This is a genomic window from Streptomyces sp. NPDC007084 (genome assembly GCF_040703595.1).
Taxonomy (GTDB): domain Bacteria; phylum Actinomycetota; class Actinomycetes; order Streptomycetales; family Streptomycetaceae; genus Streptomyces.
In genome coordinates this window covers 266,094-278,258 of the sequence record NZ_JBEYFY010000003.1, presented here as the reverse complement: position 1 = coordinate 278,258, position 12,165 = coordinate 266,094, and the positions used below count along the sequence as shown (strand labels likewise).

Sequence of the window (12,165 nt, the reverse complement as noted above, 5' to 3'; positions counted from 1 at the left end):
TCTTGGTACACCGCTCAGCCCGTTCGGGTTCCCAGCCGAGAGATTCCCGTCTTGCGCAGGCGCGCGGTCTCCTTCCATCACCCTCCGCGACCACTCCCTCCGCCTCATCCACCCCCGTCCTGATCGCGCCTCCGCGCCCGGCCTTGATCGCCCGGTTGTCGGTGGCGCCCCGTAGGCTGGCACCGCTATGACGAAGCCCTCACTCCCCGAACTCCTGCATGCCGCCGTCACTGCCGTCGGCGGCACGGAGCGCCCCGGCCAGGTGACCATGGCCGAAGCCGTCGCGGGTGCCATCGACGACAGCTCCCACCTGCTGGTCCAGGCGGGCACCGGCACCGGAAAGTCCCTCGGCTATCTGGTCCCCGCGCTCGCCCACGGGGAGCGGGTGGTCGTGGCCACCGCCACCCTGGCGCTCCAGCGGCAGCTCGTGGAGCGTGACCTGCCGCGCACGGTCGACGCACTGCATCCGCTCCTGCGCCGCCGCCCCCAGTTCGCCATGCTGAAGGGCCGGTCGAACTATCTGTGCCTTCACCGTCTGCACGAGGGCATGCCGCAGGACGAGGACGAGGGACTCTTCGACCAGTTCGAGGCGGCCGCACCCACCAGCAAGCTGGGACAGGACCTGCTGCGGCTGCGCGACTGGTCGGACGAGACCGAGACCGGCGACCGTGACGACCTCACCCCCGGAGTCTCCGACCGGGCCTGGGGCCAGATCTCGGTGTCGTCCCGCGAGTGCCTCGGCGCCACCAAATGCGCCTACGGAGCGGAGTGCTTCGCCGAGGCCGCCCGCGAGCGTGCCAAGCTCGCCGACGTCGTCGTCACCAACCACGCCCTGCTCGCGATCGACGCCATCGAGGGCGCGCCGGTCCTCCCGCAGCACGAGGTGCTGATCGTCGACGAGGCCCACGAGCTGGTCTCCCGCGTGACCGGCGTCGCCACCGGCGAACTCACCCCCGGCCAGGTCAACCGCGCCGTCCGCCGCTCCGCGAAACTCGTCAACGAGAAGGTGGCCGACCAGCTCCAGACCGCGGCCGAGGGCTTCGAGCGCCTGATGGAGCTGGCCCTGCCCGGCCGCCTGGAAGAGATCCCCGAAGACCTCGGGTACGCGCTGATGGCGCTCCGGGACGCCGCCCGCCAGGTGATCTCCGCTATCGGCGCCACCCGCGACAAGTCCGTCCAGGACGAGGACGCCGTACGCAAGCAGGCCCTGGCCTCCGTAGAGTCGGTGCACGACGTGGCGGAGCGCATCACGAACGGCTCCGAATGGGACGTCGTCTGGTACGAGCGGCACGACCGCTTCGGCGCCTCCCTCCGCGTGGCGCCGATGAACGTGTCGGGCCTCCTGCGCGAGAAGCTTTTCACCGACCGCTCCGTCGTTCTCACTTCCGCGACGCTCAAGCTCGGCGGCGACTTCAACGGAGTGGGCGCCTCACTGGGCCTCGCACCCGAAGGCACCACCGGCGATGACGTCCCCCAGTGGAAGGGCGTCGACGTCGGCTCCCCCTTCGACTACCCGCGGCAGGGCATCCTTTACGTCGCCAAGCACCTCTCCCGCCCCGCCCGGGACGCCGACCGCGGCGACATGCTGGACGAGCTGACCGAGCTGATCCAGGCCGCCGGCGGGCGCACGCTCGGCCTGTTCTCCTCGATGCGCGCGGCCCAGCTCGCCGCCGAGGAGCTGCGCTCGCGCATCCCCGAGTACCCGATCCTGCTCCAGGGCGAGGAGACGCTCGGCGAGCTGATCAAGAACTTCGCGGCGGACCCGAAAACCTGCCTCTTCGGCACGCTGTCCCTCTGGCAGGGCGTGGACGTGCCGGGCACGAGCTGCCAGCTCGTCGTCATGGACAAGATCCCGTTCCCGCGCCCCGACGATCCGCTGATGAGCGCCCGCCAGAAGGCGGTCGAGGACAACGGAGGCAATGGCTTCATGGCCGTCGCCGCCACGCACGCCGCGCTCCTGATGGCGCAGGGTGCCGGCCGTCTCGTACGGGCGTCCGGTGACCGGGGTGTGGTCGCGGTCCTGGACCAGCGCCTGGCCACCGCCCGCTACGGCAGCTATCTGAAGGCCTCGCTGCCCGATTTCTGGTACACGACGGACCGCAACCAGGTCCGCCGCTCCCTCGCCGCGATCGACGAGAAGGCGAAGGAGACCGAGGCCGTGCGGGCCGCGGCGGCGCGGGAGGCCGCGGCGGGGACGCAGGAGACGGGCACCGCAGAAGCCGAGGAGCCGCCGGAGTCCGTGGAGGCCGGGGATGAGGCCCTGGAGGTGTCGGGCGACGCGTAAGGCTGCCCTGGGGCGCGGGGCGGGCAGGTCAGCGAGCGAACGGTGCCTGGGAGTTCGGCCGCCCGGTGAGCTGAGCGGCCGTCGGAGGTGTGAGTCGTCGCGTCTTTCGTATCAGGGCTCCCCGTAGACATCCGGGAGTCCCGTAGACAAGGCCCAGCCGCCAGCCGCCAGCCGCCGTGCAGCCCCGTAGAACGCACGGGACCCCGGAACCGGCGCAGTTGGTTCCGGGGCCCGGTCAGGGGCGGGGGCCGTGACGCACCCCCGCGGTCTCACACCCGGCGCAGCACGGCGACGACCTTGCCGAGAATGGTCGCCTCGTCGCCGGGGATCGGCTGGTACGCGGAGTTGTGCGGCAGCAGCCACACGTGGCCGTCCTCCCGCTTGAAGCGCTTCACCGTGGCCTCGCCGTCCAGCATCGCGGCGACGATGTCGCCGTTCTCCGCGACCGGCTGGCGGCGGACCGTCACCCAGTCCCCGTCGCAGATGGCGGCCTCGATCATCGAGTCGCCGACGACCTTCAGGACGAACAGCTCACCGTCGCCGACGAGCTGGCGGGGGAGGGGGAAGACGTCCTCGACCGACTCCTCGGCGAGGATCGGGCCACCGGCGGCGATCCGGCCGACGAGCGGCACGTAGGACGCGGCCGGCTTGCCCGCCGTGTCCGTCGGCTGCACCGACGACTGGTCGGAGCCCCGCACCTCGTACGCGCGCGGGCGGTGCGGGTCCCGGCGCAGGAAACCCTTGCGCTCCAGTGCCATGAGCTGATGCGCGACCGAGGAGGTGCTGGAAAGGCCGACGGCCTGCCCGATCTCCCGCATCGACGGCGGGTAGCCGCGCCGCTGCACGGAGTCGCGGATCACCTCGATCACCCGGCGCTGCCGGTCCGTGAGTCCCGAGCTGTCGGCCCGGATGCCTGGAGGTCGGCCAGGCAGGGAGCGCTTGGGCCCCTCATGATTCGCGGATTCGTTCATCGCATGCACCGGCTCGAGTCGGCCCTGGGAGCGCTCCTGGGCAGTGATGGTGGCGCTGTCTGCGGTGGTGGTCACGTCGGCCCCTCTCGATGGTCTCCCTGCTGGACAACGGTAGTTGCTTTCGAAAGGTTGCGCCAAACACACGTTCGAGTGAAAAACCGCGGTTTGTCTGACGCGATCATGTGTCTGGGTGTATTGCTGGCGACGCGCCGGACGGACAAAAGCATGCATTGCTGTACTCTTCACCGCCGGAGGCGGTGGCCGTCCCCGCTGACGTGGGCCGGGGCCCAGTCTGCCATCCCCCGGCCGACCGGCCGGGAACCGGCTCCCCTTCCGTGCGCCGACCACGCTATCCCCGCGTGTCCGGGATGGGTATGCCTGCGCGGCACATGCCCTTACGTACGCGACACGCGGGGATAGGGCGACTTGACGCGTCAGGCCCCACATCTAGTGGTTGGATTGCGACAGCAGCCCAGAAGTTGTGGTCCCCCGGTCTCCGGGCCCTCGGACATCGCCTATGCTTGAGGCTGCTTCGTGGGGCCCAGGAGGTCCCGAGAGGTCTATGAGCCGTGCTGTGAAGGAGGGTTGGAGCCATGCACTGCCCCTTCTGCAGGCACCCCGACAGCCGCGTCGTCGACAGTCGTACGACCGATGACGGCACGTCGATCCGCAGGCGCCGCCAGTGTCCCGACTGCTCCCGTCGTTTCACGACCGTGGAGACGTGCTCGCTGATGGTGGTGAAGCGGTCCGGAGTGACCGAGCCCTTCAGTCGCACCAAGGTCATCAACGGCGTCCGCAAGGCGTGCCAGGGTCGGCCGGTCACCGAGGACGCGCTCGCCCAGCTCGGCCAGCGCGTCGAGGAAGCCGTGCGTGCCACCGGGAGCGCCGAACTGACCACCCACGACGTGGGACTGGCCATACTCGGACCCCTCCAGGAACTCGACCTCGTGGCCTATATGCGGTTCGCCTCGGTGTACCGCGCCTTCAACTCGCTCGACGACTTCGAAGCCGCCATCGCGGAGCTTCGCGAAGTGGCACAGCGCACCGCCGCGGACGACGACGACCCGGCCGGGACGCGCGACCGGAACGACCACGGGCACGGAGGAACCGCCGAGGTTCCCGTGCCCGCCACCGCCGCCGACTGACCGCGGGCCGGAGCACCCGGCCCCCCTCCGTCAGGTGACGCACACAGACCTGCCGCGACCTGCCGTGCCCAGCGGCACGCGGCACCAGAAACACATCGCGCCACGGGAAGATCGTGGCCTTTCAGGGCGTTTTAGCCTGATACAGGGAGGCGGCATGACAGAGACGGCGAGCGGTCCGGCACGAGGTTCCCGCACCAAGAGCGGGGCCAAGGCCACCAAGGGACTGCACATCGAGCGCATCCACACCACTCCCGGCGTGCACCCGTATGACGAGGTGGAGTGGGAGCGCCGGGACGTCGTCATGACCAACTGGCGCGACGGCTCGGTCAACTTCGAGCAGCGTGGCGTCGAGTTCCCCGGCTTCTGGTCGGTGAACGCGGTCAACATCGTCACCAGCAAGTACTTCCGGGGCGCGGTCGGAACGCCGCAGCGCGAGGTGAGCCTCAAGCAGCTCATCGACCGCATCGTGAAGACGTACCGGAAGGCCGGCGAGGACCACAAGTACTTCGCCTCTCCCGCCGACGCGGAGATCTTCGAGCACGAGCTGGCCTACGCCCTCATGCACCAGATCTTCAGCTTCAACAGCCCTGTCTGGTTCAACGTCGGTACGCCGCAGCCCCAGCAGGTCTCCGCCTGCTTCATCCTGTCCGTCGACGACTCCATGGAGTCGATCCTCGACTGGTACAAGGAAGAGGGCATGATCTTCAAGGGCGGCTCCGGCGCCGGCCTGAACCTGTCGCGCATCCGCTCCTCCAAGGAACTGCTCTCCTCCGGCGGCAACGCCTCGGGTCCCGTCTCCTTCATGCGCGGTGCCGACGCCTCCGCCGGCACGATCAAGTCGGGCGGCGCCACCCGCCGTGCCGCCAAGATGGTCATTCTCGACGTCGACCACCCCGACATCGAGGACTTCATCCAGACCAAGGTGAAGGAAGAGGAGAAGATCCGCGCGCTGCGTGACGCGGGCTTCGACATGGACCTGGGCGGCGACGACATCACGTCCGTCCAGTACCAGAACGCCAACAACTCGGTCCGGGTCAACGACACGTTCATGCGGGCGGTCGAGGCCGGCGGCAAGTTCGGTCTCACCTCGCGCATGACCGGCGAGGTCATCGAGGAGGTCGACGCCAAGTCGCTCTTCCGCAAGATGGCCGAGGCGGCCTGGGCCTGCGCCGACCCGGGCATCCAGTACGACGACACGATCAACAACTGGCACACGTGCCCGGAGTCCGGCCGGATCAACGGCTCGAACCCGTGCAGCGAGTACATGCACCTGGACAACACGTCCTGCAACCTCGCCTCCCTGAATCTGATGAAGTTCCTCAAGGACGACGGCAAGGGCCGCCAGTCCTTCGAGATCGAGCGCTTCACCAAGGTCGTCGAGCTGGTCATCACCGCGATGGACATCTCGATCTGCTTCGCGGACTTCCCGACCCAGAAGATCGGCGAGAACACCCGCGCCTTCCGCCAGCTCGGCATCGGCTACGCCAACCTCGGCGCCCTGCTGATGGCGACCGGCCACGCCTACGACTCCGACGGCGGCCGCGCGCTCGCCGGCGCCATCACCTCACTGATGACGGGCACGTCGTACAAGCGTTCCGCCGAACTCGCCGCGGTCGTCGGCCCGTACGACGGCTACGCCCGCAACGCGCAGCCGCACCAGCGGGTCATGAAGCAGCACGCCGACGCCAACAGCACGGCCGTCCGCGTGGACGACCTGGACTCGCCGATCTGGGCCGCCGCCACGGAGGCCTGGCAGGACGTGGTGCGCCTCGGCGCGAAGAACGGCTTCCGCAACGCGCAGGCCTCGGTCATCGCCCCGACCGGCACCATCGGTCTCGCTATGTCCTGCGACACCACCGGTCTTGAGCCCGACCTCGCGCTGGTCAAGTTCAAGAAGCTGGTCGGCGGCGGCTCGATGCAGATCGTCAACGGCACCGTCCCGCAGGCCCTGCGCCGCCTGGGCTACCAGGAGGAGCAGATCGAGGCGATCGTCGCCCACATCGCCGAGCACGGCAATGTCATCGACGCCCCCGGCCTCAAGCACGAGCACTACGAGGTCTTCGACTGCGCCATGGGCGAGCGTTCCATCTCCGCGATGGGCCACGTCCGCATGATGGCCGCGATCCAGCCGTGGATCTCCGGCGCCCTGTCCAAGACGGTCAACCTGCCGGAGACGGCGACCGTCGAGGACGTCGAAGAGGTCTACTTCGAGGCCTGGAAGATGGGCGTCAAGGCGCTCGCCATCTACCGCGACAACTGCAAGGTCGGCCAGCCCCTCTCCGCGAAGACCAAGGAGAAGGAGAAGGAGGAGGTCACCGCCAAGGCGGAGGACACCATCCGCACCGCGGTCGAGAAGGTCATCGAGTACCGCCCGGTCCGCAAGCGCCTCCCCAAGGGCCGTCCCGGCATCACCACCTCCTTCACGGTGGGCGGCGCCGAGGGCTACATGACCGCCAACTCCTACCCGGACGACGGTCTCGGCGAGGTCTTCCTGAAGATGTCGAAGCAGGGCTCGACCCTCGCCGGCATGATGGACGCCTTCTCGATCGCCGTCTCGGTCGGCCTCCAGTACGGCGTGCCCCTGGAGACGTACGTCTCGAAGTTCACCAACATGCGCTTCGAGCCGGCCGGTATGACGGACGACCCGGACGTGCGGATGGCGCAGTCGATCGTCGACTACATCTTCCGTCGCCTGGCGCTCGACTTCCTGCCCTTCGAGACGCGTTCCGCCCTTGGCATCCACTCCGCCGAGGAGCGCCAGCGTCACCTGGAGACGGGCTCCTACGAGAACTCCGAGGACGACGACGTCGACGTCGAGGGCCTGGCCCAGTCGGCGCCGCGCGCCCAGGAGCTGAAGGCCGTCGCCACCCCGAAGGCCGAGGCGGCGGTGGCCGTCCCCGCCCCGAAGGAGGCGCACACCAGCGCCGAACTCGTGGAGATGCAGCTCGGCATCCAGGCCGACGCCCCGCTCTGCTTCTCCTGCGGCACGAAGATGCAGCGAGCCGGCTCCTGCTACATCTGCGAGGGCTGCGGCTCGACCAGCGGCTGTAGCTGACGCCGCGCGCCCAGCGGGCGCGTACCGGCAGGTCAGGGCGGTGGAGCCGGGAGACGGCTGCACCGCCCTGCGGCGTTCTGAGGCAGGGGCGGAAATCGGGTTCCCCGCGAAACGATCACCGGATACGCTCCCTCAGCGCACGGGGCGCATCGGGGAGCGTCAGGGGGCGCGGGGGACATGGCCGAGAGTGCGGCTGCATCGGACAAGACCATGAGCGCGGGAGGCCAGGCCGTCGCCGCGGTCCTGATGGTGGGGCTGGTGGCGGCGTGCATCACCGTGCTGGCGCATGTCCTTCCGCAGAACCAGGCCGTGGCCGAGCCGGCGACCTGTTCGAAAGAGGACCACAGGCTGCCGGCGAAGTACGTCTCCGGGACGCAGCTCTGTACGGCGCTGAACCGACCGGACCTGCCGACCCTGCTCGGGACGCCCGACGAGCAGGCGGCGAGCGCCTCGGCCGGCGGGGGCTGGGTCACCGTCGCGGGTGACGGCAAGTTCGCCTCCCCCGAGGCGGAGGTCACGCTTGCGAGCTACTCCGTGAAGCTCTCGACCTCCTACGACACGTTCTCGGTCGGGGAGATGAGCGGTTTGCTGGGACGGTCGGCGGAGCCGCGCGAGGTCCTCGGCCACCCGGCGGTCCTCTACTCGGACCGGACCATCGCCATCACCTTCGGCCCCGGCCGCAAGGCCGACACCGGACCCGGCGGAGTCGCCCGCAGTCTGATGATCGCCAAGGACCCCAAGGACGGCGGCGGTTCCTACCAGGTCGTCATCTGGCGCCAGGACGACGTCCCGCCCGACGACGCCGCGCTCTTCCGGGTCGCCGAGGCCGTCCTGCCGACGGTCCCGGGCTGGACCGCGGGCAGGACCGCCGGCTGAGCCCGGCCGAGTGAGCCGCCTGACCGGTTCCCCGAGGTGGGGGACGAGGGGCTCAAGAGGCGGTGCGGTAGGGCCCGTGACGTGAGAGTGCGGGCCCGACACGGCTCCCTTCCGCTCCCGCCGTCGGGCGGCGCCCCCTCAGGCATCCTGAGACAGCGCCCCCTCAGGCATCCTGCGGGCTGCCCATGACCCGCGCGAAGGTCGCCGGGTCCGTGTCGAATCCGTGGACGCCCGGATGGAAGGTCCACTCCCCGGAGTGGTCGCGCACGAACTCCCCTATGGTCGCCGCCTTCGAGCCCAGCACATCACCGAAGTCGCCCTCCATGAGAACCGTGTAGCCCTCGCGCAGCCGGAAACCGGGGCTCGCCACCTCTTCGAACGTCTTCGGCCCGGTGCGCTGCTGGATGAGGACACCGACCACCACGCGCGCGTAGCGGCCGTTCAGCCGGTCAAGCTCCAGGGTCATGACCTCGTCCCAGCCGAAGCCCTTGCCGTCCTTGCTGTCGCGGTTCAGATAGATCGTGCCGTCCGGGGAACGGCTGTCGAAGTGCACGACATAGTCCGGATCCCCCTGCGGCGCGGACGCCGGATACGTCGCCGCGATGATGTCCAGATCGGTCGCGGGCTCACCGACCGGACTGGGATCCCACTTGATCGCCAACTCGGCTTTGCGGATGCCCTTGTTGAGACCGCTCATCGGATCTCCCCTCCCCGTTGTCTCAGGACTGGCCTGGCCAACTGCCCGGCGGGCACGGCCGGTTGACCATCGTGCCACGCGCGCGGGGGCGCTCGCGCGGATCAAGTCGGCCGGACCGTGACCGGCGCCACGCTCCGTGGCCTTACGATGGCGCGGTGCTGGTCAAGTGGATTCGCTGCACCGTGGTCGATCGCCGCGGTTTCGAACGGGGGCAGCGAAAGTGGGCGGGGCTGCTGGGGGAGCCGGGATTCCGGGGACAGGGCGGGGGATGGAGCGCGAGCCGGTCCGGGGTCGCCCACATCTTCTCCTTCTGGGAGAGCCGCGCCTTCTACGACTCCTTCATGGCCCGGTCCCACGACCGGCTGGCCGCCGCGCAGTCCGGCACCTTCAAGGACGCCCAGGTCAAACTGTTCGACTACCGCTTCGACGTGAAGACCGGCTTCGAGCCGCGGTTCACGGACGCCGACGTGGTGCGGGTCGCGCACTGCCGGGTCCACGAGGAGCGCGCCGAGCATTTCGCGCTGATGCAGGAGAAGGTGTGGAACCCCGCCATGGCCGGTTCGCCCGGCATGCTGCGCGGGCTGTTCGGCGAGGCGCCCGGCAGCGAGTTCCTGGTCCTGTCCATGTGGCAGTCCTCCGCCGAGCACGGGAAGTACCGGGCGGAACGGGTGGAGCGGCTCGCGCTGCGCGCCCAGATCGAGGCCGACGTGGCCGCCCTCGCGGGCGACATCGTGCGACTGGAACCCGGCTGGATCGTCTGACGCCCGCTCTCCCGCCGCGTCCCTGATGTGCGGGAACGGTGTGACCTACGCCGTATGAGCCCGTACGAGTGCTCGGTTCACGCCGACACGATCTAGGGTTTTGGCATGGCACGACCACGGCGCATCGTTCTTGTCCGCCACGGCGAGTCGGTGGGGAATGCCGATGACACCGTGTACGAACGCGAGCCCGACCACGCGCTGGCGCTCACCGAGAAGGGCCGGCAGCAGGCGGCCGAGACCGGCGAACGGCTGCGGGAGGTCTTCGGCCGCGAGCGCGTAAGCGTTTACGTCTCCCCGTACCGGCGTACCCACGAGACGTTCCGCGCCCTGCGTCTAGACCCCGAACTCGTCCGGGTGCGCGAGGAGCCGCGCCTGCGCGAGCAGGACTGGGGCAACTGGCAGGACCGTGACGACGTACGTCTTCAAAAGGCCTATCGCGACGCCTACGGGCACTTCTTCTACCGGTTCGCCCAGGGGGAGTCCGGAGCGGACGTGTACGACCGGGTCGGCGGCTTCCTGGAGAGCCTGTACCGGAGCTTCGAGGCCCCCGACCACCCGCCGAACGTGCTCCTGGTGACCCACGGGCTGGCGATGCGGCTCTTCTGTATGCGCTGGTTCCACTGGACGGTCGCCGAGTTCGAGTCTCTGTCGAACCCGGGGAACGGCGAGACGCGGATGCTCGTTCTGGGGGAGGACGGCCGGTACACACTGGACCGCCCCTTCGATCACTGGCGTGAGCCGGAATCGTACGGATTCACCGGATAGGGAATCGTATGGATTCACCGGATAGAGTGGCAGAGCGATGATCGCTGACTCCTCTCCCGACGGCCGGCTCGACCGCGCCCTCGCCAGCCTGCGCGGACTCGCGGTGGGGGACGCGCTGGGCTCGCAGTTCTTCGTGCCCGTGCACTATCCGCTGCTCAAGCGTCGTGAGCTGCCGCCCACCCCCTGGCAGTGGACCGACGACACCGAGATGGCCTGCTCCGTGGTCGCGGTCCTGGCCACCCACCACCGCATCGACCAGGACGCGCTGGCGCACTCCTTCGCCGAGCGCCACGACTTCGACCGGGGCTACGGCCCGGCGGTCAACCGCATGCTCCGGCAGATCCGCGAAGGCGGCGACTGGCGCGAACTGGCGTCCGCCCTCTTCAAGGGCCAGGGCTCCTGGGGGAACGGCGCCGCGATGCGGATCCCCCCGCTGGGCGCGTGGTACGCCGACGACCCCGAGCAGGCGACCCACCAGGCGGAGATCTCCGCCTACACCACCCACCAGCACCGCGAGGCGGTGGTGGGCGCCATGGCCGTCGCCGCCGCTGCCGCGCTCGCCGCCGACCCGGCGGGCCCGCCCAGCGCCGAGACCCTGCTCGACGGCGTCATCGCGCTCGTACCGCGCAGCGCCGTCGGCGCCGGACTCCGGCGCGCCCGGGACATGCTCGACTACGACGACGCCGCGACCGTCGCCGCCGTCCTGGGCTGCGGACGGCGGACGTCGGCCCACGACACCGTCCCGTTCGCCCTCTGGTCGGCCGCCCGCGCCCTGGGCGACTACGAGAAGGGCTTCTGGGTCACCTCCCAGGTCGGGGGCGACGTGGACACGACCTGCGCCATCGTGGGCGGAGTGATCGCCTCGGGGAAGGCGGGAGCGCCTCCGGAGGCGTGGGTGGCGGCGACGGAAGAGCTGCCGGGGTGGTTGGCGGGCTGAGGCGCCGGGGGCCTCGCAAGGGCCCGAGGGTGTGTTCTGCCCCGAGCGGTGGTGTCTCGTCGCTGGCGGGCGTCGGGTGCCGGTTGGGTGCGGGGTGCGTGCGGGTGTGGGTGCGGATGGCGGCGCTGGTGCGGGTGCCGCAGGTTCTTACGGCCGGCGGCGTGGCACCCTCGCGCCCGCCCTGGGGAGCTTCCGACGCCGGTCCTGGGGAACTCCCGACGTCGGCCGGGTGGCCTCGCCCCGGAAACCCCGCCTCTGTCACAGGCTCGCTACAGCTCCTCGGCCACTCCCTGGGCCGTGTCGCGCACGGATAGCCTGTGCGCCACGCCGCCCGTTGATCTTGGCGGGTGTGCGCCGACGAGACACCGGTCGGCAGTCTCCCTCCGCGACGACGCGTTGAGGCCTGCCCGCAGACCGGTCGGGAGGGGGTCCCTTGTCCGACATACCGTCCACGCCGGAGCCGAGTGACGAGGCATCGGCGAAACGTACGCGCCAGGAAGAGGGCAAGGAGCGCCGCGAGGCCGACGAGCGGCCTTCGCGGGCCGGCGAGTCAGGGGGCGCCGCTGCCGCCGCCGTTTCGGCTGGATCGAGCGCGGGGACCGAGTCCGGTGCGCGTACGGGTTCCGGCGCGCGTGGTGCCGGTGTCGGGGGCGGCGCGCCGGGGCAGGCGGGGC

9 protein-coding genes are annotated in these 12,165 nt (G+C 70.1%); 7 read left to right on the top strand and 2 right to left on the bottom strand.

Annotation, left to right across the window (positions count from 1 at the left end; translation table 11 throughout):
• Window positions 1-187 precede the first annotated feature (187 nt).
• Window positions 188-2,284, top strand: coding sequence for an ATP-dependent DNA helicase (locus tag AB0912_RS04735; protein WP_366696482.1), 2,097 nt, complete (start codon window positions 188-190; stop codon window positions 2,282-2,284).
• A gap of 269 nt (window positions 2,285-2,553) precedes the next feature.
• On the opposite strand, the gene lexA is transcribed toward AB0912_RS04735, so the two are convergent.
• Window positions 2,554-3,330, bottom strand: a complete 777-nt coding sequence (gene lexA, locus AB0912_RS04730) for a transcriptional repressor LexA (RefSeq protein ID WP_366696481.1) — start codon at window positions 3,328-3,330, stop codon at window positions 2,554-2,556.
• Between the two features lie 518 nt (window positions 3,331-3,848).
• Between lexA and nrdR the strand changes: the two genes are divergently transcribed.
• The 3 genes from nrdR to AB0912_RS04715 all read left to right on the top strand — a co-directional run bounded on the left by nrdR (window position 3,849) and on the right by AB0912_RS04715 (window position 8,331).
• Window positions 3,849-4,400, top strand: coding sequence for a transcriptional regulator NrdR (gene nrdR, locus AB0912_RS04725; protein WP_366696480.1), 552 nt, complete (start codon window positions 3,849-3,851; stop codon window positions 4,398-4,400).
• Window positions 4,401-4,554: 154 nt separating this feature from the next.
• Window positions 4,555-7,455 (top strand): vitamin B12-dependent ribonucleotide reductase, encoded by a 2,901-nt coding sequence (locus AB0912_RS04720; protein ID WP_366696479.1) that lies wholly within the window; start codon window positions 4,555-4,557, stop codon window positions 7,453-7,455.
• A 177-nt stretch (window positions 7,456-7,632) separates the two neighbouring features.
• On the top strand, window positions 7,633-8,331 hold the full coding sequence (locus tag AB0912_RS04715) for a DUF6215 domain-containing protein (RefSeq protein ID WP_366696478.1): 699 nt from the start codon (window positions 7,633-7,635) through the stop codon (window positions 8,329-8,331).
• Window positions 8,332-8,494: 163 nt separating this feature from the next.
• On the opposite strand, the gene AB0912_RS04710 is transcribed toward AB0912_RS04715, so the two are convergent.
• Complete coding sequence (locus tag AB0912_RS04710) at window positions 8,495-9,028, bottom strand: TerD family protein (protein ID WP_366696477.1); 534 nt, start codon at window positions 9,026-9,028, stop codon at window positions 8,495-8,497.
• A gap of 155 nt (window positions 9,029-9,183) precedes the next feature.
• Between AB0912_RS04710 and AB0912_RS04705 the strand changes: the two genes are divergently transcribed.
• The 3 genes from AB0912_RS04705 to AB0912_RS04695 all read left to right on the top strand — a co-directional run bounded on the left by AB0912_RS04705 (window position 9,184) and on the right by AB0912_RS04695 (window position 11,491).
• Window positions 9,184-9,789: a YdbC family protein gene (locus AB0912_RS04705; protein ID WP_366696476.1), complete on the top strand. Its 606-nt coding sequence runs from the start codon at window positions 9,184-9,186 to the stop codon at window positions 9,787-9,789.
• A 105-nt stretch (window positions 9,790-9,894) separates the two neighbouring features.
• Entirely contained in the window at window positions 9,895-10,554 is a 660-nt protein-coding gene (locus tag AB0912_RS04700) for a histidine phosphatase family protein (RefSeq protein WP_366696475.1), read from the top strand.
• Window positions 10,555-10,591: 37 nt separating this feature from the next.
• The gene (locus AB0912_RS04695) at window positions 10,592-11,491 is read left to right on the top strand and encodes an ADP-ribosylglycohydrolase family protein (protein ID WP_366696474.1); all 900 of its coding nucleotides are present in this window, start codon (window positions 10,592-10,594) and stop codon (window positions 11,489-11,491) included.
• Window positions 11,492-12,165: the final 674 nt, after the last annotated feature.